Source organism: Parachlamydia sp. (assembly GCF_050255895.1).
Lineage (GTDB): Bacteria > Chlamydiota > Chlamydiia > Chlamydiales > Parachlamydiaceae > Parachlamydia > Parachlamydia acanthamoebae.
In genome coordinates, this window is record NZ_JBFWIR010000019.1 from 1 (window position 1) to 24,214 (window position 24,214).

At 38.0% G+C, this 24,214-nt stretch carries 26 protein-coding genes and 1 pseudogene; 11 read left to right on the forward strand and 16 right to left on the reverse strand.

The window, feature by feature from the left end:
- Positions 1-318: pseudogene (locus AB7E63_RS04650) on the reverse strand (hypothetical protein); the annotation flags it as partial.
- Positions 319-1,469: 1,151 nt separating this feature from the next.
- Here AB7E63_RS04650 and AB7E63_RS04655 point away from each other — a divergent pair.
- A complete protein-coding gene (locus AB7E63_RS04655; RefSeq protein ID WP_155118713.1) occupies positions 1,470-1,631 on the forward strand; it encodes a hypothetical protein in 162 nt (53 codons plus the stop codon).
- A 13-nt stretch (positions 1,632-1,644) separates the two neighbouring features.
- On the opposite strand, the gene tsaA is transcribed toward AB7E63_RS04655, so the two are convergent.
- Positions 1,645-2,430 carry a tRNA (N6-threonylcarbamoyladenosine(37)-N6)-methyltransferase TrmO gene (tsaA, locus tag AB7E63_RS04660; protein WP_006341095.1) on the reverse strand — a complete coding sequence of 262 codons (786 nt, stop codon included), beginning with the start codon at positions 2,428-2,430 and terminating at the stop codon, positions 1,645-1,647.
- Positions 2,431-2,491: 61 nt separating this feature from the next.
- Entirely contained in the window at positions 2,492-3,211 is a 720-nt protein-coding gene (locus AB7E63_RS04665; protein WP_006341094.1) for a hypothetical protein, read from the reverse strand.
- A 331-nt stretch (positions 3,212-3,542) separates the two neighbouring features.
- Between AB7E63_RS04665 and AB7E63_RS04670 the strand changes: the two genes are divergently transcribed.
- Together AB7E63_RS04670 and AB7E63_RS04675 are read left to right on the forward strand one after the other, a co-directional pair.
- On the forward strand, positions 3,543-4,538 hold the full coding sequence (locus AB7E63_RS04670; protein WP_006341092.1) for an aldo/keto reductase: 996 nt from the start codon (positions 3,543-3,545) through the stop codon (positions 4,536-4,538).
- Between the two features lie 110 nt (positions 4,539-4,648).
- Positions 4,649-5,014 (forward strand): (2Fe-2S) ferredoxin domain-containing protein, encoded by a 366-nt coding sequence (locus tag AB7E63_RS04675; protein ID WP_006341091.1) that lies wholly within the window; start codon positions 4,649-4,651, stop codon positions 5,012-5,014.
- Here AB7E63_RS04675 and AB7E63_RS04680 read toward each other — a convergent pair.
- Positions 5,007-5,654, reverse strand: coding sequence for a rhomboid family intramembrane serine protease (locus AB7E63_RS04680; protein WP_006341090.1), 648 nt, complete (start codon positions 5,652-5,654; stop codon positions 5,007-5,009). The genes AB7E63_RS04675 and AB7E63_RS04680 overlap by 8 nt on opposite strands.
- Positions 5,655-5,718: 64 nt before the next feature.
- Positions 5,719-6,534 carry a response regulator transcription factor gene (locus AB7E63_RS04685; RefSeq protein WP_013925152.1) on the reverse strand — a complete coding sequence of 272 codons (816 nt, stop codon included), beginning with the start codon at positions 6,532-6,534 and terminating at the stop codon, positions 5,719-5,721.
- A 148-nt stretch (positions 6,535-6,682) separates the two neighbouring features.
- Between AB7E63_RS04685 and AB7E63_RS04690 the strand changes: the two genes are divergently transcribed.
- On the forward strand, positions 6,683-7,441 hold the full coding sequence (locus tag AB7E63_RS04690) for a hypothetical protein (protein WP_006341088.1): 759 nt from the start codon (positions 6,683-6,685) through the stop codon (positions 7,439-7,441).
- A gap of 11 nt (positions 7,442-7,452) precedes the next feature.
- Here AB7E63_RS04690 and AB7E63_RS04695 read toward each other — a convergent pair whose 3' ends face one another.
- The 4 genes from AB7E63_RS04695 to AB7E63_RS04710 all read right to left on the reverse strand — a co-directional run bounded on the left by AB7E63_RS04695 (position 7,453) and on the right by AB7E63_RS04710 (position 9,576).
- A complete protein-coding gene (locus AB7E63_RS04695) occupies positions 7,453-7,875 on the reverse strand; it encodes a YkgJ family cysteine cluster protein (RefSeq protein ID WP_006341087.1) in 423 nt (140 codons plus the stop codon).
- A 63-nt stretch (positions 7,876-7,938) separates the two neighbouring features.
- Positions 7,939-8,295: a peptide chain release factor family protein gene (locus tag AB7E63_RS04700; RefSeq protein WP_006341086.1), complete on the reverse strand. Its 357-nt coding sequence runs from the start codon at positions 8,293-8,295 to the stop codon at positions 7,939-7,941.
- Between the two features lie 4 nt (positions 8,296-8,299).
- Positions 8,300-8,569: a GIY-YIG nuclease family protein gene (locus AB7E63_RS04705; RefSeq protein ID WP_013925151.1), complete on the reverse strand. Its 270-nt coding sequence runs from the start codon at positions 8,567-8,569 to the stop codon at positions 8,300-8,302.
- Between the two features lie 8 nt (positions 8,570-8,577).
- The gene (locus AB7E63_RS04710) at positions 8,578-9,576 is read right to left on the reverse strand and encodes an HAD family hydrolase (RefSeq protein ID WP_006341084.1); all 999 of its coding nucleotides are present in this window, start codon (positions 9,574-9,576) and stop codon (positions 8,578-8,580) included.
- Between the two features lie 79 nt (positions 9,577-9,655).
- On the opposite strand from AB7E63_RS04710, the gene AB7E63_RS04715 reads away from it, so the two are divergent.
- Positions 9,656-10,348 (forward strand): hypothetical protein, encoded by a 693-nt coding sequence (locus AB7E63_RS04715; protein WP_006341083.1) that lies wholly within the window; start codon positions 9,656-9,658, stop codon positions 10,346-10,348.
- A gap of 295 nt (positions 10,349-10,643) precedes the next feature.
- Here AB7E63_RS04715 and AB7E63_RS04720 read toward each other — a convergent pair whose 3' ends face one another.
- The 3 genes from AB7E63_RS04720 to AB7E63_RS04730 all read right to left on the reverse strand — a co-directional run bounded on the left by AB7E63_RS04720 (position 10,644) and on the right by AB7E63_RS04730 (position 13,735).
- Entirely contained in the window at positions 10,644-10,805 is a 162-nt protein-coding gene (locus tag AB7E63_RS04720; RefSeq protein WP_006341081.1) for a hypothetical protein, read from the reverse strand.
- A 156-nt stretch (positions 10,806-10,961) separates the two neighbouring features.
- Positions 10,962-12,545 (reverse strand): hypothetical protein, encoded by a 1,584-nt coding sequence (locus tag AB7E63_RS04725; protein ID WP_006341080.1) that lies wholly within the window; start codon positions 12,543-12,545, stop codon positions 10,962-10,964.
- A 104-nt stretch (positions 12,546-12,649) separates the two neighbouring features.
- Positions 12,650-13,735, reverse strand: coding sequence for a cytochrome-c peroxidase (locus tag AB7E63_RS04730; RefSeq protein WP_006341079.1), 1,086 nt, complete (start codon positions 13,733-13,735; stop codon positions 12,650-12,652).
- Between the two features lie 88 nt (positions 13,736-13,823).
- On the opposite strand from AB7E63_RS04730, the gene AB7E63_RS04735 reads away from it, so the two are divergent.
- A complete protein-coding gene (locus AB7E63_RS04735) occupies positions 13,824-14,504 on the forward strand; it encodes a superoxide dismutase (protein ID WP_006341078.1) in 681 nt (226 codons plus the stop codon).
- 37 nt (positions 14,505-14,541) lie between these two features.
- Here AB7E63_RS04735 and AB7E63_RS04740 read toward each other — a convergent pair whose 3' ends face one another.
- Together AB7E63_RS04740 and AB7E63_RS04745 are read right to left on the reverse strand one after the other, a co-directional pair.
- Complete coding sequence (locus AB7E63_RS04740) at positions 14,542-15,111, reverse strand: hypothetical protein (RefSeq protein WP_006341077.1); 570 nt, start codon at positions 15,109-15,111, stop codon at positions 14,542-14,544.
- A gap of 100 nt (positions 15,112-15,211) precedes the next feature.
- A complete protein-coding gene (locus tag AB7E63_RS04745; protein WP_428418856.1) occupies positions 15,212-16,276 on the reverse strand; it encodes a cyclic nucleotide-binding domain-containing protein in 1,065 nt (354 codons plus the stop codon).
- Between the two features lie 113 nt (positions 16,277-16,389).
- Between AB7E63_RS04745 and AB7E63_RS04750 the strand changes: the two genes are divergently transcribed.
- From AB7E63_RS04750 to AB7E63_RS04770, 5 genes are read left to right on the forward strand one after another with little or no spacing between them, the layout of a single operon-like run.
- Positions 16,390-17,529, forward strand: a complete 1,140-nt coding sequence (locus AB7E63_RS04750) for an ABC transporter permease (protein WP_039377119.1) — start codon at positions 16,390-16,392, stop codon at positions 17,527-17,529.
- Positions 17,522-18,241 (forward strand): ABC transporter ATP-binding protein, encoded by a 720-nt coding sequence (locus AB7E63_RS04755; protein ID WP_006341073.1) that lies wholly within the window; start codon positions 17,522-17,524, stop codon positions 18,239-18,241. Before AB7E63_RS04750 ends, AB7E63_RS04755 begins: the two co-directional genes overlap by 8 nt.
- Complete coding sequence (locus AB7E63_RS04760; protein WP_039377116.1) at positions 18,238-19,143, forward strand: efflux RND transporter periplasmic adaptor subunit; 906 nt, start codon at positions 18,238-18,240, stop codon at positions 19,141-19,143. Before AB7E63_RS04755 ends, AB7E63_RS04760 begins: the two co-directional genes overlap by 4 nt.
- Positions 19,133-20,542, forward strand: a complete 1,410-nt coding sequence (locus AB7E63_RS04765; RefSeq protein WP_039377111.1) for an efflux transporter outer membrane subunit — start codon at positions 19,133-19,135, stop codon at positions 20,540-20,542. The genes AB7E63_RS04760 and AB7E63_RS04765 overlap by 11 nt, the downstream gene beginning before the upstream one ends.
- A 60-nt stretch (positions 20,543-20,602) precedes the next feature.
- Positions 20,603-20,776: a hypothetical protein gene (locus AB7E63_RS04770; RefSeq protein WP_006341070.1), complete on the forward strand. Its 174-nt coding sequence runs from the start codon at positions 20,603-20,605 to the stop codon at positions 20,774-20,776.
- 2 nt (positions 20,777-20,778) lie between these two features.
- Here the strand turns inward: AB7E63_RS04770 and AB7E63_RS04775 are convergent, their stop codons facing one another.
- The gene (locus tag AB7E63_RS04775; RefSeq protein ID WP_006341069.1) at positions 20,779-22,011 is read right to left on the reverse strand and encodes an adenylate/guanylate cyclase domain-containing protein; all 1,233 of its coding nucleotides are present in this window, start codon (positions 22,009-22,011) and stop codon (positions 20,779-20,781) included.
- Positions 22,008-24,212 (reverse strand): hybrid sensor histidine kinase/response regulator, encoded by a 2,205-nt coding sequence (locus AB7E63_RS04780; RefSeq protein WP_428418860.1) that lies wholly within the window; start codon positions 24,210-24,212, stop codon positions 22,008-22,010. Before AB7E63_RS04780 ends, AB7E63_RS04775 begins: the two co-directional genes overlap by 4 nt.
- Positions 24,213-24,214: the final 2 nt, after the last annotated feature.

The following is a 24,214-nucleotide window of genomic DNA, read 5'->3' on the forward strand; positions in this document are numbered from 1 at the left end:
CTTTTTGGCGGCGATGTCGTCTTTCCATACTTTGTGAAATTCTTTTTCTTCTTCAGAAGAAGAAAATAGAGAAACGAATAGTTGCCATATTGTTTTGGTAGAATTTAAAGATGCATTTGTCATTTTAAATTTTGTATGAATTTTTCCTAGAAAATCAATTTTAGCCTGAGGGGAATTGTCGTGGTTTGCTTGAATGTGCTGGAAAATTTCTTTTGCTAATTTGGTAAAATTAGTCAGTTTTTCGGATATTCCTTGAGCTTTAAAATTAACATCTTCAGCAAAAAATGCATTAACTTTATTAAGTGAGGTGTAATTCATGAAATTAGCTATACCTAAAATGTTTTATTTTATAATTTTAGTTAGTTTTTGAATTGTTATCTAGTTATATAAAAGATTAAGCCGTTCTTAATTTGATATGACGCAAGCTGATTTTTTTAATATGATTTTTGAAGAGGATGTCATCTTGAATAGAGTTCATTAATGTCTTGATTCTTCTTCGATTAATTTAGAAAAAGAAAAGACGATTATCATGTATTTTGGATTCAGGATGAACTGCTCCAATCTTATTATCAGCAGTAATAAAAAATCCTTCACCTCTTTTTGATGACACAACTTTAGTTAAATCCAAAAATTCGATCATTCTGATTGAAAATATGATCATTGATATAGCAGTGCAGAGGAACATTTCAAAGAAGTAGCAAAACTGAAAACTATTTGAGAATGTGGAAGAGGTCCACAATAAGCGCCATTAATATGCCAACGGGAAATTTCATAAGATTTTCTAACCCATACCCAAGCATTGTTTTGCTCGAATTTTTTAATCCATTTTGCACTGTTCGCGATGTGGTTGCTATAACTTTCTCATCATCGATCCTTTGATAGATGGATGGAAGATTCCTTCATGAATTAGGATCTTCCAAGAGTGTTATCTTACTAAGCTTGTTAGAGCCTTGTTATCTAAGGTTGAGGATATGATGAGGTCAGGGCTTTCTATCCCATGCATGAGCATTTTATGGCTAGTTCTGGGCACAATCCTTTATTAAGGTGAGTATTGTTTTTAGAGGCATCATATAACAAAAAAATCTCCAAAAGCAGTATATGAGTACCCTTTGATGAAAGCGGTTATTTTTCCTGGATGTAAGCTGCGCATCGCAGCTTTCCTGTATACGATGCCATCGAATCGTTATTAGCTTTAGAGGCTGCAAAGTGGTCCCAGAAAATCTTGAAGAAACCATTCGCCGCTTAGATTCAGCAGAAAACCAGGTCTTAATGAGCAAACCGCGCACTATGGTTTTTATCAATATGAAAAGAAAAGACGTAAAGTCACAGAAATCCATCTTGAATTCAATGAAGATGAACACTACGAAAGTGCAGATGCAGATTTATTAGAGAGGCTCGTCAATAAATTAGCTCAGGTCAATACAGATTTTGTTGCACAAATTAATGCATGTCCTCAAAAGGAAAAACCTGTGTTCAGGATATTTAAAAAGGGTGAAAGTCCGATGGTCATCCAACAAAAAAAATATCCCATGCGCAAAAAGCAATACATTTTTGAAGAAGGTGATGAATTTATCCCTTCACAAGCAGAATTAGCTAACCAAGGTACATTAATAAAGTTACCCAAAGCTTAATGAATTTTAGGTACTATTCATAAAAAATCTGCATAAATTGGCGATGGATATCTACATCATTCCATCTAGAAGTTTTATGACCAGCCAAAGTTTCGCTGTCGTAACCTGAATGGATGGAGTCGATAAGGATTTCATAGTCGGATAGTGTGTAATGAATACGCCAGGTTTTGCAAGCAAGAATGAATTGATTGTCAGTAATTTTTGTAATGCGATGGTTAGGAAAAGGATAAGGATTATTCGCTAAGCGTGGTTCAATGGCATTTTTCAAATCAAAAGAGGTTTCCTTTGTGATGAACATGGCCTGTTCGGTTGCAAGGGGAGCCCACTTGATTAAAAAGCGATTCTCAGGAGACCTCGAATCTCCAATCCAACCTTGTCGGATATTTGCAAAGGCATCTGCATAGCAGATATACGGTTTGATATCAAGGATAGGCGTCCCATTGATTAGGTCACTTTTGGCAATCATCATTTTTCTCCCCTGGACAGAGAGTAGCTCAACACATGACAATCCGATTGGATTTGGGCGATGCGGGGAGCGAGTGGCAAATACCCCTCTTTTTTGACCCCCTCGCGGGGTGTTAACTTTAGGTTTCCAGGTTTGATTAAGATGAAACCAATAAATCAACCAGACTCTTTCAAAGCCATCGAGGTCTTCTAAAGCTTGTTCAAAATTATGATCAGGTTCAAGCAAAACATATCCGCTTAACGAGTCGAGCTCCGCTTGGCGAGGAACCATATATTTTTCATTCTGAGACGAAAAAAAGTAACCAATCGGTTTAAATGGCGAAAATTCGGGCATATTATTTTATTTTTTTTACAATAGGTTTACAGTTTTGCTGCGAACCTATTGCATTTTATTTTTACGATTCAGTTTGATAGGTTTTATGTAAATCTTTTAAAGCTTTAAAGCCAAGTGAAAATACACCTATCGCAAGGGCTCGAGGGATCACTCCTTTCATCAGTGAATGATAAGTGATCTTCAATCCATTTTGCTTACGGGTTAAAATTGTATCTGCAGGATGCCCCATGACACTGCCTAGCATGCCGCTAATGAGCGCTGTAAGATATTCGATGTGTTTACTATCTCCACAGTTTTTTTTCATATATTCACCCGCAGGGCCACTAATGCGTAAGCCTAGAAGGAAACCTAGCTCTCGCGTCATAATCGCACTAGTCTGTCTTGCTGAAAGCGTGCGAAGTGATTCTATAGCTGTTTTACGCATGGTTAGCCCATTACAAATGGCCAATGCAGGAGCAGAAATACCAGCAACAAATGTTGTGCTTATTAGCATCACAAACGAATCATGCTTAACATGAGCAGCTAGCATTTGCTCAAAGAAAGCTTGTGCAAACATTTGAATGCCTACTGTTGGCCCAATGATAGGAGCTGCTTTTAACCCCGCTTTGATCGCTATTAAAGGATGTATGCGTGGCTTTGGCTTTCCGCATTGATATTCACTTTTCGCAATGAATCCATAAAAAGGAGGGACAATTGCGACTGACGCGGCTATTGAAGATGTTAGGCATTGGTCTACAAACATTTTATAAGATGGATTTTCGTTTGAAATTGGAGAAGACATTGTCATCCTTTCTGTTTACTGATTAAACTTTTTTTTATGTGAAATTGCTGTAAGGAAGAAACAGTTTATTTGCGCCTTAGGGGCGCACCAGAATAGAAAGAACAATTTTAAAAGGAGATAAAAGGACGCCTTGCTTGTGGATGCAACTATCACAAGGATATGGGAAATACAGAATGTAAGAAGGCTTGTTTTTGTTCATGCGCTAAAATATAAAGCGCAAAGTCTTAATTTGCAATCATTTTTGATATTTCAATATCAAGGCGAAATTTTTTTTGACAAAGTCGCTGATTATTGTTACTCCTTTTATGCATTCTTTAAATAAGGAGGACATGTGGAATTTACTACTATTCCAAACGTTCAAAAAAAAGCTTCTCGAGTTGCTTTGGGGACATGGGCCATTGGAGGATGGATGTGGGGAGGATCTGATGAAAAATTAGCCATTTCTACTATTCATAAAGCTTTAGATATGGGAATAACGGTTATTGATACAGCTCCTGTATATGGTTTTGGTGCGTCCGAAGAAATTGTTGGGAAGGCCCTTAAACAGTATGGGAAAAGAGAAGAAATCATTCTTGCAACTAAGGTCGGATTGGCGTGGGAAAGTGAAAAGATTTATCGCGATTCAAGTCGAAAAAGAATTTTTAAAGAAATCGAAGATTCCCTAAAAAGGCTTCAGGTTGATTATATTGATGTTTACCAGGTGCATTGGCCGGATCTTGATACACCTTTTTCTGAAACCGCCAAAGCATTAAAAGAGTTACTCGATTCAGGAAAAATACGCGCCATTGGTGTCAGTAACTATTCGGTCGAGCAGATGAAGGAATTTCAAAAGAGTGCTCCTTTACATGTGAACCAGCTACCTTTTAATCTTTTTGAAAGGGAGTTGGAAGAGACGGTTCTCGCCTATTGTTTAAAACATCAAGTAGCTAGCCTGGGCTACGGCTCGTTATGCCGTGGTTTATTAACAGGTAAAATGCGTAAAGATTCTCAATTTCAGGGAGACGATTTAAGGAAATCGGATCCAAAGTTTAAGGAACCCCATTATGCTAAATATCTTGCTTGTGTAGATCAACTGCAACAGCTTGCCAAGCAGAAATATCAGCGTTCTTTGATTGCATTAGCGATTAGATGGGTATTAGATAAAGGGATCAGCGTGGCACTATGGGGGGCTCGAAAGCCTGAGCAATTAGAAGCAATTGATTCTATTTGGGGCTGGAAGCTTAACTCTGATGATTTGAAAGAAGTGGACCAAATTCTCACGCGGATGATTCCACATCCTATCGGGCCTGAATTTATGGCACCACCAGAGCATAGAAGAAAACCTTAGTGACAATTATGGGGAGACGGGTCATTAATGGCTTTAGTCTCCACAAGTCTTAAAGTTGATGTCATGATCTAAATCATGTAGAATCGTTTCATGACTTAGGGAGATTCAAAATGTCACAAAATCACGAACTTGACGCTATTGTAGAAAAATTAGGACTTAATCAAATCAAGCGACATATTTTTATCTGTTGCGATCCAAAGAAGCCAAAGTGTTGTCAGCCTGCCGAAGGGCTGGAATCCTGGGAATATCTTAAAACGAGGCTCAAGGAGCTTCATTTAAGCGAATTAGGTGGAATCTATCGATCTAAAGCAGATTGTTTAAGAGTATGTAAGAAAGGTCCTATAGTCGTTGTTTATCCTGATGGGATCTGGTACCATTCATGTACGCCAGAAGTCCTTGAACGGATTATTCAAGAACATCTCATCCAAGGCAGGCCTGTCAAAGAATATGTTTTTGCTGGATGTCATTCTACCTAGATTTGTTTTTTCCAAGATGAATAAAGGCAAATGCTAAAGCTAACCCAGCCGCGAATCCACCAATGTGTGCCATGTAAGCCACTCCACTTTCATCCTTAGCCGAGTGGAGCGTTCCGGCCCCACTCACAAGTTGTAATAAAATCCAAAATCCAATCACAAGAATGGCTGGCATCGCTACGATGGACTTTCCAAGCAATACTTCTACTTTTTGTCCTGGGAAAAGCAAGATATAAGCACCTAAGACTCCGGCTATAGCTCCAGAAGCTCCTAGGTTGGGGATATTTGAATCGGGCTGAAAAAAGTACTGGGTAAATGTTGCTGCTAAACCACTTAAAAAATAAAAAACAGCATATTTCCCCTTTCCTAGATAGTCTTCAACGTTATCCCCAAAAATCCAAAGATATAACATGTTACCTGCAAGATGCAACCAACCCGCATGCATAAACATGGAAGTAATAAGGGTTATGAAATCAGTTTGTGGATAAGTAGAGAAACGGCTAGGAATAAAAGACCATTGTTTGATAAACTCCTCTCCTCCTGAAAGCTCAGCAAGAAAGAAAAGGATATTTAAAGCAATTAAGAGGTAGGTGACAACAGGAATTGTTTTCCGCGTAGAATTGTCATCACCAATTGGCATCATAGAGTTTACTCAAAGTGTATATTCAAGGACTTAAATATACACTTTCACAAAGCATTTTGTTTGTCTATATCGAATCACATTCTATCGAAGTAATTTTTTGTGCTTCTTGGATAAGTTCAACTTTAGAAGAACAGGAAAGTTTGCATTTTATGGTTGCAATATAATTTTCGACGGTCCTTTGACTTAGTTGAAGCTGCTCAGCGATATATGAAGCCGGATAGCCATTGGAGACAAATTTTAAGATATCTTTTTCTCTTGGTGTTAACGAAAAAGCTGGTTGTCCCCCTATTTTTTGCATAAAAAGTTGATGCTGTGTGGGGAAGGCAATCGTTTTGGGCTGTTCATAAAATTTAGGCCCAAATTTAGAAGGAAGGTGAATCTGATACTCAGAAAGCATACTAATAAGCTTTTCGTTTTTTTCTTTAAAAATTTTAATGAAATTACGTAGCACGGGGAGATCATTAATTAAACGTTCTTCAGCTTTTAAATCATTAAAACGTGTTGCAAAACCAAAGGCTTCAATACCCTCGGGCGTGATTTTTTGAAGATTGATGTTAAAATTAATGTTAAATTTTTCCCAGGCTGTTTTTAAAACATTTTGATAGCTTGGATCTTCACTGGCCTTCATTAAGCTAATTCCGCTTTTCAGTGTTTTAGGATGGCGAAGACAGGGAAAATGACTATTCATTTGATTTTCAAAACAGAATTCATTCCACGCACTGTTTGTGCCGATGTAAGAATAATGCCCTGAAAAAGTAATGCGGTAATACCAAAAATGGTTAATTCCCAAATGATCATTTAAAGGGGCTGCAAACTGCAACATCTTATTATGATAGGGAGAAGAAGTAATCTTTCTAAGCATCTCATTATAACTATTCATGGTTTCTATTTTAAATAAGATAGTTTAATTATTCAACAAAATTTTTACTAATAAAGCATTTAATACTCTATTAATGTGTGATTTACTGCTCTTTTTAATAGCAGAGCCTGCATCTATAATAGCTTATTTTTAACAAAGTGGGTTATATATGAATTCTTATATTTGGCGACAAAACTTTACGGCAACTTTTACCGATCAAGAAAAAACAGTTCGAGGAAAGCTTGCATTTAAAACAAAAGATATTACATGGTTAGAAACGAGTGCTCCTGTAATACTACCTATTAGTATTCATTCGAATTTCCATGAAGGATTTCAAGGGGATTTTAAAATGAATGCCTTTATATCGACAATAAAAAAACATGTTAAAGGAAAGATTACTGTATTATTAACAGAGAAAGCGCATGTAAAAACATTGAGCTTAAAATATTCAAATAATTTTGAAAGAGCCTTTGAAGAATGTTTAAAAAGTGCACATATGCTGGCTCAAAGATACGAATCTATCTTTGAAAATTGCAATGTCGTCTATTGGCATTCTTATATTTGCCAAGATCCTTATTTTAAAAAAATTGTAGAGTTGTTGGAAGACCTTTATTCTTCAGATCTAAATTTTCAAAAATTATTGCATGAGGATGCGGAGATTAGCTATGAAAATCTGCATCATCGTGAATCTTATATGAATAAATCTTTATATATCGAAAAATGTATCGAGGATCTAATTGAACAATGTGCCTGTTTATTAGTTTTAGTTAATAAGGGATATAAGTTTCAATTTTACCCAGGTAAACCCTGTTTATCAACGGAGTATGTGAATCGAATATTTGTGCCTAAAGACAATCGCATTTCTTGGATAGACGTTTTTTTGAGCATAGAAAAGAAAACCATCACACCTCACAATCTGCACATGTAGGCATTGACATTTTATTCTGATAAATTTTTTTGAATTTCATCAAAAGGAATGCGGGGAGCGTCATCGCTGATCCCTTCGCATTGCTCAGCGGCAAGAGCCCAGCTTTCCTTTGTATTCAGATTTTCCTTCCACCAAGGGTAGGTGCGGCACTGTGAAGGTCTAGCTGTATAAACTTGGCAGCGGTTGTTTTTCAAAAAGATACAGGCATTATTTTCGTTTTTTTTCTCGATGAGCGCATATCGATTATCTCGCTGTCTAATATAGGTCCTTTTAAATTGCGCCAAGGAAATATTTAGCACTTGAGCCATTTCTTCCATCTCTTGGATAGTCACCCAAACATAGCCGGGTGCACCCGTGCAGCATTGCCCGCAACCTGTGCATTTAAATTTCAGACCCTCTTTATACCAAGGGAGTGGATTTGAAGAATCGGCCATTTGCCCTCATTGTTTGAAAAAATGCTAATCATTTTATCAAATTGGTGCAAAAAGATAAATGAATTATTCATTCTCTTGAGGAGGAAGAGAGCGCAATTTTTTTTTCTCTGAGTCCTTCACTTTTTTCGCTTTATTCTTCTGAACAACAGCATGCGGAATACGTGTTGGAACACGCTTAGGTTTTCGATAATTGCGTCGTTCAACTTCCTCGCGCAATTTGACGAGGCATTCCTTTTTGTTTAAATGCTGACTTCGGTGCACCTGACATGTAATCACAATGCCGGTGGGATTATGCGTTAAACGCACAGCGCTGTCGGTTACGTTAACATGCTGACCGCCGCTTCCGCGCGCTCGGAATGCCGTCATCGTACATTCTTTTAAAAGATCGTCATCAAGGGGAGGAAGAAAAATTTTTGCCATAACGTCACAGGTCCATGTTCATAGAAGTAATAAGTTTTAGTTTTTCTTGTCGATTCATTTTTTTTATTGCACTTTCACGTTTTAAAGCTTCCGAACGGTTTGGATGTTTTTCGCTAAAAACGATCTTGTCTGGGCTTGAAAAATGAAAAAAACGAGCTCCTTTTTTAAGTTGTTTGTGATCTTGAAAACGACGTTGGAGATCATTTGTGATCCCCGTGTAGAGTTTTCCTGATTCAGCTTGAATAATATAAACAATCCATTCGTCTATTTTCATTTATGTTCCTATGGAAGCTTGCACGGAGATTCCCAAGCAAATATCATTTTCCAATCATCTTTCATGCTCACCACAAGCCACCCTCTTTTTTTAGCTTCTTCCATCAGGGCAAATGAAAAAGTTCCAATTTTCGAATTGGGACCATAGGCGTATTCCCTGATTGCATCGTTATGATAGACGAGCAATGCTAATCGTTTTCCACAACCTGCCTGGGTCCATTCTAGCATCTCACGGTCACCAATCGAATTTCCAAATGCAGCAAAGGGACGGCGTCCAATGATCAAGCTAATAGCTTCCGGTTTGCCTGCCTTATCATCTACAAATAATAATTCCGAAAGCTTTAAAAGAGCCGGGCAGTCATTTTGGTAAATGTATTTGACTTTGCTAGCCGATCCAATCACATGTTCTGGTGGGATCCCATAAATTTTTTCTGCATAAGCCCGAATAAATTCTTGTCCACTACCTGATACAATATAGGTTTTAAAGCCATGTTTTTGCAGTAATTGAATCACTTCAAGCATTGGTTGATAAACCAGTTCAGTAAATGGCTTTTTAAAATGGGGGTGTATAGCTTTTTGCAACCATTCTTGTACAGCCTTTTTATATTCATGAACAGTCATATTTGCATGTGTTACAGCAATAATTTGCTCTATTTCACGTTCATCAAAGGCTTTTAAGCCCGCTACATCGTGCATCAGAATTGTTTTAAAAGGTTCTTTTTCTTTCCAGTCGGGGTGTTGAGGGGCAAACAACTTGATGTGATCAATTGCAAAAAAAAGTTGTGTATTGAGAGGCTGTTCTACCCATAATGTTCCATCTTGGTCGAAGGTCGCAATTCTTTCTTCAACGGGGATATAGTGCGGATGATCCTTTTGAGTTGTTTCTTCAACAAAATGAAGAATGGCTGATTTTGTTGGTCCATCGGTCCAAGATGGCAAAAGATCGTTGTTTGCGATAATAAACTGAGAATAAAAAAATAGAAGATAAACTAAAGAGATATGTTTCATGAAAATTCTTCTCCGATTATAAAGCGATGCATTGGTTACATCTTAAGGGGTAAAAATTTTAATCAAAATAGGTTTTCCAATGCATGCGGGTTTTTTTGCTTTACTTGTGCTTGTAGGGATTCATGTATTTGCTAACACAGCCAAGGTTTTAGGATGGGTATGGCGAGGGGCGTTCCTCTCTTTTGCGGCAGGCGTTTCTTTTGCTTACGTATTTGTCGATCTTTTACCAGCTCTTGAAAAGGGGCAACCCGCATTAAAACGGGCTTTTGGGGAAATGATTCCCTACCTTGATTTGCATGCTTACGTGACAGCCCTCATTGGAGTTCTTTTTTATTATGGACTCCATACACAAAAAGTGACAAAAACCAATTTTTGGCTAACAATCAGCGGGTATTTGCTATTTAATTTTTTTGTTGGGGCGAGTTTATCGGATAGTACAAATCCTGAAATTCAGCCCATCATTCTTTTTACGATTGCGATGGGGATGCATTATTTTATCCATGATCATAATACCAATTTGGACAATTCAGAATTGTATCAGGATCAAGTTAGGTGGACCTTAGTCATCGCGTTAGTATTGGGTTATGTTGTGGGATATTTAACGCATATTCCAGATGCTGTTGTAGCGATTGTGATATCTTTTGTGTCTGGTGGGGTTATTCTTAATTCATTGCGTTATGAGTTGCCAAAGCGAGATCAAGTTGGATATCCCCAGTTTGTCCTTGGGGCACTTTTATATACAGCCATTTTGATAAGGGTGGGGGAGTCTTGAATGGAGATTTTGAAGCATGGTTAACGTTTTAATCTAAGAGGAAGTTCTTTGAAAAAAGCACGCGGTCACCCTTAATAATGCCAGAAGAGAGCATCATTTTAAATTGAACGAATTCGGCTACTTGTAGAGCCCATAATAAGTGAGAAATCCCTAATTCTTCTGTGACAAGTTTATATTGCAATTCAACCATGTCTGTATAGAGTTATATTGTGGAGAGCGAGTGCGAAGCCCATCGCTTGGTTTGCTTGACCATGGCCGACGTTATCAGGAAATATAAGAGAATAGGTATTGGCATCTAACGGTTTTTGGGTGAAAGCAATGGGGCACCCATCCAATGCGGGACTAAGACGGCATTTGTGATTTGTCTGTTTGCGTCTCTTTTAGGATTTCCAAGTGTTGCATAATGGATCTTTAAGTTGGATAATGTTTGCCCGGCAGGAAGGAATGATAAAATCATGTGCTTTTTGCATGAATGCCCTCTTCTATTGAATAAATAGAGAATCTAAAAAAATCACGAAGAAGATAGTGAGGGACAATTTAAATCTATCTGTCATCGCTCCCCAGAAGGTATGATAAAGGATAGAATTTTAAACGCCTTATCTCAAGTTAAAATTTAACACTGATTTTCGAGAGGATAAAGCGTCGCTCCGACGGGGTAGTGGTCCGATGGATTTTTTATGTTTGGAAGAACATCGTTGACATCTGGTTTTTCTTCAGAAAAGCCAACAGTTGAGTGAATAAAAATATAATCTCCACCCGCATCTGGTTTTAAAGTGATCAGATAATCCTCTTCGTCTATTGCAAATCGTCCAGCTTTAGCATGTTGTGTTGTCACCATCCGTTTTTTGACTGTGGTAGGACCTACATTTGTTCCGATAAGACCTAATGTATCCAAATGCTCGCGCAGAGCTTTTACGTCCTCTTCAGATTTTGTGTTGGCATCGATTCCGATGAGCAACTGAAGACCCTTATTTTCTGGCAGTTTAGACAGCTGCTGAAACTTTTGCATCACTAGGCTGATTTGAAACCTTCCATCTTCAGCCTTTATTGAATGTCCATGCCCCGAGGCAAGTAGGAATTTTTTGCCTGTTTTATGAGTCGCTAGGGCAACAGTTAAGCGTCCTTCTTTATATCCTTCATAATCCGCAATAGGGATGATTTCGTATTCAGGTTCCCACATATCTGTACGAAGAAAAATAAAGCATCCATCTCTTGGATTTTGTTTATCAATCGGAAGAAAAAGATTTTCTTTTCCTAAAGCTTTGGGAATATAGGCATCGCTTTCTTGGGTGAACAGGAGTCCTGAATTAGCTGCGATTAGTTTTTCTCTAAATGCTTGCGCTCTGAATTCCGGGTTAGCGAGCGATTCTGCAAAACGTTTTTTGACCAGATTGATTTCTGTAATCATTGCTGGATCTTTAGAGATGAGATGTAAATTAAGAGCGTGGTAAAGCCAGTAAAAAAGGGTTTGCCCTGCTGGCGTACAAAAAAGGGCTAGATCTTGTGTGTTAGCTGTAGGTCCAAAATAGGCATTTAGAAAATCTTTAGGCATTTCCGCTAGGCTTTTTCGCACTGTCTCTTCAGGTTTTGCTAATTGAAGAGTTTTTGCACACATTAATTTGTCTAGCAAAGCGACTTTAAGTTCGAAATTTTTTTGTCCAATTAATGGCTCGGTCGATCCGAGAATGGGCAAGTCAAAATCTTTGCCTTTTGTTGCCGCGTGATCGCGTAGAATTTTATCTAAGCTTAGAAATTCGGAGAGGTTACTACGTAGAAAATGAAAGATGTGTTGATCCCCATAGCGATGAATGAAGGCCGTAAAATTTTCGAGATCTTCGGTAGAAAAACCGATTTCCCGATTCGCACTTTGTTTTTGAATGAGGACTTGAATGAGATCATCAGGAATCAGTTCCGCTAAGGTTGGTCCATATGTGTGATCTGCTAGAAGTGCCTGTTCAACTAGCATGCGATGGTATTCAGCGATCTCTGCTTGGGAAGCATCGGGACTCTGCATGAGTTGAATGATTTCTTGGCCAGTCAGATTTTTTGCGAGAGCTTCTTTGGATACCACTTGCTCAAAGATTTTTTGGCGAGTGAGGTTGATTCCAGATCCATAATCTCCCTCAAATTCGAAGGGATCTGTAAATATTCCTAATATATTGGATGTGTGGATGACCAGATAAAACAATACATTCATGATAATCCTAAATTAAGTTTGTAAGTTACGGTTTTGCATTAGTTGCTTTAGTTTATCAACTTAATTATAATGATTATCTATGAATGAAAAGATGTGTTTTTTAATTAATCAGGAAATTTTTCCGGTTCTTTAATCTGCCAACCTTCTCCATTGAGTGATTGCAAAAATTTCACAAGCGCTTGTTTATCACTTTCGCTCAGATTGAGAGGTTTGATGAGGGGATGTAAATTAGAGTTAGGAATTCCACCCTTGTTATAATATTCAACCACTTCTTCTAAGGTTTTCAAGCTTCCATCGTGCATATAGGGAAATGTGCGCTCCACATCTCGCAAAGTGGGAACTTTAAACGCTCCCAAATCCATTTTGTTATGGGTAATTTCATAGCGACCGAGATCAGGATCTTTGACATCCATTCCAACACCGATATTTGTGAATTGACCATTCGTAAAAAGGGGCTCTGCGTGGCAATTTGCACATCCACTGCGTTTAAATACGGTTAACCCTTGAATCGCTTCGGCAGACATGGCGGTTTTATCTTTATTGACGATGTAGCGGTCATAAGGGGAGTTTCCTGAAAGAATGGTTCTTTCAAAAGTGGCGATTGCTTTTGCTATATCATCAATGCTGCAGTCGTCATTTCCATACACCGATTTAAATAGAGCTCGGTAGCCTGCAATTTTCTGAATCCGTTCTTGACATTCTCGGTGTGCATCCGAAGCGCTTTGTGCCTGAGTCATTTCTTTTCGATTAGCTAAGGGACCTTTGCATTGATCTTCGAGAGAACTGGCTCTTCCATCCCAGAATAGAAAATCTTGGTATGCTGAGTTAATGACTGTAGGGGAGTTTCGGTTTCCTTTGTTTCCATCAATGCCTTGAGAAACAACTTGATTATCTGTAAAAGCATCTTGAATAGCATGACAAGTAGCACAGGAGACGGTTCCATTGGAGGAAAGGCGTTTATCAAAATAGAGAAGGCGTCCTAATTCCGCTTTTTCTTTGTTATAAGGGTTATCCTCAGGCCAAGGTAGTGGAGGTAAGCCCAATGGAACTGCAAAGGGCTCTTGTTCTTGGGCTGATAGCGAGGTCATCTCAGAACGTTTGGCTCTAAGGTATTGCAAACCTTCAAAAGTGATCCAAAGTAATCCTAAAAAAGTCAGAATACCAAAGAATGTATAAGAAAATCGTTTCATAGCGCTCTTTTTTCTATTTTTTATGATAAACCTTTTTATAAAAATTTTATTTTTATTAAGCTAGCACTGATGTCTAAAAAATGAGGTCATGATGAAAAAAATTTGGCTAGTAGCAATCAGCTTGATGATGGGCGTTGCTCAGATGGCAATGGGTGACGAAACTGCGTCATCGACAAAAAAATATGAAGTACGTGATTTTGATCATTTGCTTGGAAAAGTGAAGGGATTAAATGATGACTTATTAAAGATGCATTTCAAATTGTATCAAGGTTATGTCAACAATACCAATACACTCTTACAAAAAATAGGGGAGCTTGACCAGACAGGCAAAAGTCAAAGCCCCGAATTCGCTGGTTTTAAGCATATGTTAGGATGGGAATTTGATGGAATGTTGTTGCATGAGTACTACTTTGAAAATTTAGGCGGGCAAACCCACCAATTAAAACAAGATGACCCACTATTTTTAAAGATGGTGCAGGATTTTGGTGGATATGACCAATGGAAATCCGATTTTCAAGCAACCGGTGCCATTAGAGGGATTGGCTGGGTCATTACATATGTGGATCCAAAGCAAGGAAGGCTAGTAAATACGTGGATTAATGAACACGACGTCGGCCACCTGTCGGGAGGAAAACCTTTACTCGTGATGGACGTATTTGAACATGCTTACATTACGCAATTTGGATTGGATAGAGCTAAATATATCCAGGTATTCTTTGATAATATTGATTGGAATGCCGTTTCTCAAAGATATAAGAAGACGCTTTAAATAAAATGGGCCCATTTTTGTGGGCCCATTTTATTTATTATTCTTCTGATTTCTCAGCTGGTTCTTCTAAGGCATCTTTTTCAACAAAATCTGCAATGCGACCGTCTGGTAGCCAAACAGGTCCTTCGCAGGATGGATTGTCGTTTAGGATTTCCTCAAGCAATTCTTGTGTTTCTTGCAAATTGGCATTCAATGTTTCAAGATCTTGTGTGTCCCAGTATTGCCCTTCATCATCAACAACAAGCTCTTTTGTGTGTTCTTGGAGAGAGCGTAGAAGATTGATAATTTCTACGTGAACATCGCTTGGAGCATATTGTGTTTTGACATATTCTTGGAAAAACAAGTCATTATCGAATGCAAAGCAAAGGTCTTCACATGTTTCATGTGTGTTTACCGTGATTCCTTTGATAGGTCCATGATATTCCCATTCATGCACTTTCTCTTGATCATCTTCATACATGCGATCGATTGTAATATCTTTTTCTTCGAACTCTTCAAATTCCCATCCTTTTTTGGATGCAAAATTACGAATGGCTTCAATACAAGCATCAATCGATGCGTGATCTTTTAAATATCCTCTATAATGGATAGTTGTCCCAATGCTCATCAAAAATTCCTTTGATTTGTTAATAAAGACATTCAATCATACTTCCCTAAGAGAGATAAACACAAGCTTGAAGAGCGAAATTGATTATTTAAATGGGATTTTATAGCGGAAGAATTCCAAGGATTCTTAAAACAAAATGAATGAGGAATATGCCCAAGACACTTTTTTGTTGATTGAATAATAAGCCCATCGGAAGACTGATGCAAAAAAGAGCTAAACTTGTTTGCCATCCAAAAGGGAGGAAGAAAATAAAGATAAAGCATGCGGTGATCAGGATACTTCGATAACCATTTTTGTCATCGAGAAAGTCCTGTATTGTGGTTTGAAAAATGCCTCTCCCAATAAATTCTTGAGCAAAGCATGCAAGAGCTAAGAAGGAAAGTTCTGAAAGGGGCGGCATTCTAAAAGATAAAGACGCATTTAAGAAGTCTTTAATAAGTTGTAGGCCTCCCACAACAAGGATTAAGCAAAGACAAGCAGCAAAGAATTGGGATTTCCATTTTTGCAAAGAAAGGCCGAAATGAGACCAAGAATATTGATAAGATCTGATAAGCAAAAAGGATGGAATCAACGCGATAAGCCAGGGCAAGTCATTTCGCAAATCTTTAGAAAAAAGACTAAGTAGAACAGAAAAGGCTAAAAGCAAACTTTCATAGATAAAAAAATGGCCCCGCGATTTTTTCTCTTGTAAAAGTGTTTGGTAACCTTGGGCATTTTTTACATACAATATATTTGAATGTCGAAGCCGATGAATATTCGCGATGGCGATATTTTCAAAAATTTGGCTTTGTATTTCTGCTGTTGAATGCTTGGCAAGTGCATTCTTAGAAAACTTATAAACGATAGTGGGTTTGATTGCTTTAACTGTTGTTGAACGAGGAGAGTTGTCCATAAAAGACATCTCTCCAAACATTTCACCTGTCGATAGCCTACCAAGCGGAATTTGTGAAAAGTGTTCCTCATCCCATTTTAAGACAGATACCTCACCTTCTTTAATTAGATAAAGATCCGTTCCTTCACTGCTTTCTTCAATTATCACTTCGTTAGGTTTAAAATTTTCTCTAACAAGCCAATTTTGTAACAGTCTTAGGTCGTCTTCAGATAAGCCATCCAGTAAAGATTGCGTTTTGAGAAAATCAAATTCTTTTTGTTGTTGAGTATCCATAAAAAATAGGGAATAAGTTTGACAAAATTTAATCTTTACAATAGACATCAGAGAATAAAAAGCTATATTTTTTTTAAAATTGTTTTGATTCCACTTACGAGCTCGTTCGACATATGCTTCAAATTGCCATAGAAATGTTGCTAGGAGACAAAGTCAAATATCTTGTTTTGATTAGCGGATTGGCTTTTTCAACTCTTTTGATGACCCAGCAGTCATCCATTTTTTGGGGCGTGATGCGTTGGACGACCACAATGTTGCGCAATACGAATATTCCTGTTTGGGTTGTGGACCCTCATGTTGAACAAATCACAGATATCAAGCCCATGCGAGATACCGATTTAACCCGTGTGCGTTCTGTTCCTGGCATCGATTGGGCCCTTCCCTTTTATTACTTTCTTTTGGAAGGCAAGTTGTATAACGGCTCTTTTATGACTTTGCAGTTAATGGGAGTTGATTCGGCCACCTTGACGGGAGTCCCCCCCACTTTTATTAAAGGACGTTTGGAGGACTTATGGCAGTCCGGTGCAGTAATTGTTGATGAAACCGGACTTAATAAACTTAGCAAAACACTGAAAAAGCCTTTAGATATCGGAGATGTTTTCGATATTAATGATCATGAAGTAAAAATTGTGGGTATTGTGAAGGCTGAGCAATCATTTTTTGGATATCCATTTATTTATACCACTTACGAAAGAGCTATTGAAATTGCTCCAAAGACGAGAAAGAATCTTTCTTTTATTTTAGTGCAACCAAAAGCTGGAATTACGCCTAGTGCCATGGTACAGACTATTGAAAAAGAGACGGGGCTAAGGGCCTACACAAAGGAAAGTTTTTTTTGGAAAACCTTATGGTGGTTTTTTATTAATACTGGAATTCCTGTTTCATTTGGAGCGACAATTATTTTGGGTTTTGTGATTGGAATCGCCGTTGCCGGTCAAACTTTTTATTCGTTTGTTAATGAAAATTTGGGCAATTTTAGTGCTTTAAAAGCTATGGGAGCTGACAACAGCTTATTGAGGCATATGGTATTTTTTCAAGCCTTTATTGCTGGATTCATTGGATACGGGATTGGATTGGGAATTACAGTCATTAATGGAGTGATTCTTTTTACAACAGGACGCATTCCCTTTTATTTTTCCTGGCAAATTCCTCTTTTGACTTTTTTTATGATTGTTTTGATCTCCTTTTTTTCAGCATTTTTAAGCCTTAGAAAAATTGAAACTCTCGATGCATCTGAGGTGTTCCGTGCCTAATAATGAAAATGCGGTTGAGCTGCAAAATGTAACAAAAGGCGTTTTTTCGGGGGATGTCTATTTAGATATTTTAAAAGGGATAGATCTTGTGGCAAAGAAAGGCGAACTTTTGATGATCACAGGTCCTTCTGGAAGTGGAAAAACAACCCTTTTAAGCATTATTGCAGGGACTGTAAGACCGACCGACGGAGAAGTGCATGTCTTAGGCAGTTCTCTAACAGATCTGAATGACGATGAACTCACTCAATTTCGCAGAATCAATGTAGGATTCGTTTTTCAGCAGTTTCATCTCATTAAAACGCTGACAGTTTTGCAAAATGTTATGATCCCTTTGATTTTAAATGGAGTTCCAAAAAAAGAAGCCATTGAAAGGTCCAGAAGTATTTTGTATACATTAGGGTTGAAGGAAAAAGAACAAGCCCACATTGTGCATTTGTCAGGAGGAGAACAGCAACGCATTGCAATTGCGCGTGCACTTGTTCATGAACCTAAACTTTTGATCTGTGATGAACCAACCTCGGCTTTAGACGCAGAAAATGGAGCACGCATCATGCATATTTTAACAGATGTTGGGAAAAGATCTGACCGTAGTGTCATTGTTGTCACGCATGATCATCGTATTTTTGAGTATGCCGATTGTCTTGCGATGATGGAAGATGGTGTGATGATGGGATATCGAAATCCGCGTCCCCTTAAAGGATTTTATGCATGAGTATTTTTAAAACAATCAGTTTTTATTTGGCCATTTTAGGACTTCTCTTAGCAGTTATTTTGACACATCTTTTTCAACAAGAGCCGCCAGAAGCTATTTCCATTAAAGAGCCATCAAGAAGCCCTTTTTTACAGGCAATTGCCTCGTCGGGAATTGTAGAGGCCTCCGATAAAAATATTGAAATCGGGGTACCCGAAGATGGAATTGTCGAAAAACTGTGGTTTAAAGTCGGCGATCCTGTACATCGAGGAGATGCACTCCTACAACTTGACACTCGGGCATTAAGAGCTAAGCTGGAAGTACAAAGAGCAAATGTGGAAGTGGCCGAAGCAACTCTCAGAAAAGCGATCGATCAGTTTGAAAGAGTTAAGAAGGTAAAAGATCCTCGAGCAGTCAGCAAAGAAGATGTTACAACGAGAGAAAATGAAGCCCGGGTTGCTGAAATGAGAGTGAAGGCAGCCAAAGCCGAAGTCGAGGAAACCACCGAACTGTTAAACCGTTTAATCGTCCGTTCACCTATTGATGGAATTCTGCTTAAACAAGATGTAAGAGACGGGGAATTTGTTAGCAGAAATAAACCTTTATTGATGGTCGGCAATTTGAAGAACTTGCAAATACGGGTAGATATCGATGAGCAAAACGCAGGATATTTTGATAAAAATAGTCCAGCCGTTGCTTATCCCAAAAATAATGCTAATGTGATGATTCCGCTTAAATTTGTCCGTATTGAGCCCTATGTTGTTCCTAAAAAATCCCTGACAGGAACTTCTGAAGAGCGAGTGGACACACGTGTCTTGCAGGTGATCTATTCTTTTGAAGAACCCAAGGACTATAACATGTATGTGGGGCAACAAGCAGATGTTTATATAGATAATCCATTACCAGAGCATCATGAAGACTAAAATCTATTTTTACTTTTGCTTGAGCATGTTGTTTTTACCTGGTTGTGTGGTAGGTCCTAAGTATCATCGCTCATGTTCTCCCACACCCGATCATTGGAAATATGAAGAACAAGAAGAAATCGCCAATCCAGATGTTGAGAATTGGTGGGACATTTTTGAAGACCCCATTCTAAATAGCCTGGAATTGCAGGCTCTAGGAAATAATCAAAATCTCTTTGCTGCATTGTTTCGTGTTTTTCAAGCTAAAGCGTTAGCAGATATTCGTAAGAGTGACCTTTATCCTCAAGTCAATTTAGATCCCGACTACAATAGCACAAATGGATTGATTGAGGTTTTTGGATTACCTGCGAATCTTCCGACGATTTTGCGTGCGCATCAAATGTTATATGCACTCCCGTTCAATTTGAAATATGAATTGGATCTGTGGGGTAAATTGAAAAGTCAATATTGGTCTTCTTTACGACAATTAGAAGCACAAGAAATGGCCTTCCAATCCAGTGTACTAATTTTAACATCTGAACTGGCAAGCACATATTTTCAAATCCGTTCATTAGATGCCCAAATTGATGTTTTAAAAGACACCATACGTGTTCGCAAAGAAGAAGTAGAGGTTAATCAAGAACGATATGATGCAGGTCTAGTTAGCTATATCGATGTTTCACAGGCAGAACGGCAATATCAAAATGCCAACGCACAATATTATGACGTATTGCGACAGCGTGCATTGAATGAAAACATGATTGCCCTCTTGATTGGTGTTCCACCTTTAGACGTTTCAATCGCTTATTCTCCTATTACAGAAATGCCACCTAGAATTCCATCGGGTATTCCTTCTGAGGTTTTACTTAAACGACCAGATGTGAGAGAGGCTGAAAGACGCTCAGCTGCTGAGCACGCTTTAATAGGCGCTGCCTACGCCTCGTTTTTTCCCTCTTTTACCCTCACAAATACTTTGGGTTTTTCAAGTCCTGATTTGCATGACTTCCTATCTGGAAAAAGTCGTTTATGGGCAATTGATGTTCGAGGAACCGAAAACATCTATGACGGAGGGCGCAACATATCGCAGCTGCGTCTTACTTGGGATAGATTCAGAGAAGCGGATGCTCACTATCAGCAGCAAGTTTTGATTGCATTTGAAGAAGTCGAAAGTGCTTTAGCGAATTTGAAATTGCAAGGGGAAGAGATTCACAGTTTGGAAAAAGCAGTGGCGGCGTCACGTGAAACGACTCAATTATCGAATGATCGTTACAGTGAGGGGGTCATCAATTATCTCGAAGTTGTGGATAGTGAAAGAGCCGAATTAGAATTAAAAAGGGATCTTGTCAATCGAATCGGACGTCAATATGTCTCAACGATTCATCTGATTAAAGCAATCGGTGGATTATGGACGCTTCCTTGATGCTGGCATAAAAATTGCATTTTAAGACGTGGTTTGTCTCATTCTTTTGTAAGGTAAGCTATGTCAAAAAAAAATAAGAAATCAAAAAACCTCAAAAATTTACCTAAAGAAATCAAACAAGTTTCTGAAGTTATCATCTTTGAATTTGGAAAGAAATTTAATAAACCTCAGGCAAATGAAGGGAATAATCAAAAGATGAGGCCCTATTTTCTAGATGAATTGCTGAACCCCTGAATTTATTTTTGTCTAAGGCTTTCCACGAAATACATATCGATTGAAAGACTATTCGTTCCTTTACGTCTTTGAATAGGCAATTTGCCTCGATATGTGCAAATAAAAACATCCTTAATCCTTTCATAAGTTTCATGGGAAATATTAATTTTACCCTCTTCACTTTGCGCCTGTAAATGATTAGCGATATTGACTGTATCGCCCCATATGTCATAAGCGAGCTTTTGTTTACCCACAACTCCCGCAATGACAGGACCAGAATGAATTCCCAGACGAGCTTTCCATTCAATATGATATTTTTGTTTGACTAAGGCTTCGGATTCTATCATAAAATCACGTATTTCTATCGCTGCTAAGACACAATCGAGGGCTGGTGAATCTTTATGCTCTAGGACACCACTTGCAAACATGTAGCCATCCCCGATTGTTTTAATTCGTTCGATTTGTCTGGATTCAATGATGCGGTCAAAATTTTCGAAATAAAACTCGAGAACTTCAAGTAAATTTTGGGGCTCTAGTTTAGAAGAGCTTTCGGTAAATCCGGAAAAATCGACAAATCCAACGGTTGCATTTTCAACACGTGTAGGATTAACAGATCCATAGGCTAGTAATTCTTGCGCAACATAAGAGGGAAAGACATTGAGCATGATTTGTTCTTGCTCTTTTTGAGCTTGCTTTAGCTCTGAATTTTTTCTTTGAATTTCCTCTTTAAGCTCTTGCAATTCAATATTTTGTTGGTGAATATGTTCATAGGTTGAAAGTAAAAAATTCAAAATGTATTGTCGATTCGTGCTAATTTTGTAGGTTTGATTTCCAAAGACAATTTCTTCGGTACTCGAAAAAATTTGAGGACTGCTAGATCTCCCTACCAGCTCTTTTATGCGCAAGAGCAAGAGATCGTTATTCCAAGGCTTGGTGATGTAGTTGTCTGCACCTGCTTCAATTCCTTTAATCAAATCTTCTGGGGAGGCCAGAACGGTGCAAATAATCACTGGGGTCGATCTAAGATTAAGGTCGGTTTTTATAATGCGGCATAGCTTAAATCCATCCATAATGGGCATATTTACATCGGTGATCACTAAGGCAAATTTTTGCTTCTTTAAGAATTCTAAGGCTTCGGCTCCATTTTTGGCTGTGAGAACATCGTAATTGGCTTGGACAAGTACACGACGTAGCATGATCGCTTGCAAGGGAGTGTCATCCACGACTAAAATGGTTTTTTTATTGTCATCATTCATTTTATTAACTCTTCTAATGTGGTGATAATATTTTGTAGATTGAACTCTGATTTCGTGAGATAGGCATTAGCACCAGCTTTTAGCCCTTTTTCTTCATCTTTTTTTGATGATAGATCAGAAATGATGATAATAGGAAGGATGTAATTATAATCTTGTGTTCGAATGTGTGAAGTGAGTTCTAATCCATTCATGCGAGGCATTTCTACATCGGTAATCATTGCGTCAAATTTCATTTCTTGGAGAAGTTCAAGCGCTTGTAGGCCATCCTCAGCAATAGTCACTTGATAATTTTTTTCTTCCAACGCATGTTTAAGGATTACGCGTGAAATGGTGGAGTCGTCTACCAGTAAAATGGTTTTTTTTTTGCTTTTGAAATGTAAAGCTTCTTCATTTTGAACATTTGAAAGGTAAATGAGTTCAAATGGGTCAATCACAATGCAAACACTGCCATTTTTTAAAATGGCAGTTCCGATAACTCCCTTATAATCAAATAAGGGGGTTTTATTAGGAAAAATGACGAGTTCTTGTTCTTCAAGGATAGCGTCTACAACCAATCCAATATGTTTTTCAAATTTACGAATCATGACACAAGGAATGGGATCTGCTAGCGAAAAGTGTTCTCTTGTTGAATTTAGAAGATATTTTAAAAAATAAACCGGATAAGGATTTTGAGAAATGTTGATCATGTCTTGTCCTTCAATCGAAAAAAGTTGCTCGGATTTAATCCATAAGCAGGCATCTACCCTATCAACAGGAATGGCGTAAGTGCCCCCATTTTGTGAAATGAGTAAAACATGATTAGTGACGAATTCAATCGGCAGCTCAATAGAAAATGCGCACCCTTTTTCCGCTTGAGAACGCACACGGAGATGCCCCGAACAATCTTGCACCATTTTTTTGACAATATCTAAACCGATCCCACGACCTGCAATATCTGAGGGTTGCTTAGAGGTTGAAAATCCAGGAAGAAAAATTAGTTCAATTAGCTCTTGAGGCGTTTTATGATCGAGTTCTTCTTGGGTAAAAAGCTTTGAATCCATGGCTCTTTGCTTAATTTTTGTGAAATCTAAACCAGAGCCATCATCAATGATTTCGATCACAATCGTTTGTTCTGTCTGAAATGCTTTTAATTCGACTTTTCCTTTAGGATTTTTGCCGAGCTTTTTTCTGATTTGCGGAGGTTCTATTCCATGGGCAATTGCATTGCGTAGAATATGTGTAAGGGGATCCTTTAGATTATCAATGATTTTACGATCCACCCCAATCCCTTCACTAGAAACGATAAACTCAACCTCTTTATCTAAGCTTAAGGCAAGCTCACGTATCATGGTTGGGAATAAATCAAAAAGTTTGGAAATCGGCAATAAAGTAAGACGGCGAACATGTTGAATGAGTTTAGAAGAAATCACCTGCAATTTATGGATAGGATCCCTTGCTTGATTTTGCAAAAGGTTGAGCTTGTCTTCAATTTGCTGATTGAGTTGTTCTATTTTTGTATGTGCTAATTTTCTTGAGAGGATCTTTTTTTCTTCCCAGGTCTCCACTAGCGAATCAATTTGGCTATTCAGTTGTTCAATTGTGGTTTTGACGACATTTAATTCTGTAACTTCATTCATTAGCTGGTTGATCTGCTCAAAATTAACGCGTACAGTCGATATGTGAATGTCCTGATTTTTAAGGGTGCCATGAGGTGCAATCGTTTTAGTTAGGAAATCTTTTCTTTGAGAAATTTTTTTTATTTTATTAATGAGGGACGTGTCTTTTTGACTGCGAGGAGGAGGGAGTTTCGGGGAAGAAGCTGATGAAGAGAAAAGAACTTCTTCTTGCATGACATGTGAGGCTTTTTCCAACAGTTCTGAAATATCGACGCGTGCTGGAGCTTTCCCAATCTCTTCCTCTGTAAATAAGTGAATGGCATCTAAAATTTCGTAACACAGTTTTATTTGTCCTGGAAAAATTTGACTTTTGGATGCTTTAAGATGTTGTAAAATACCCTCAAATCGGTGAGTGATAATCTCAATAGATTTAATTTTGAGTAAGCGAGCAGAGCCTTTAAGGGTATGTGCATCACGCAATAATTCATTCCAAACGGTTTCATCGTGAAAATTGGTTTCTATTTTTTTTAGATTGGATTCGATTGAATGAATTTTTTCTTCACTTTCTGCTTCGAATAAAATTCTAAGCTCTTCATCTTCAATCATAT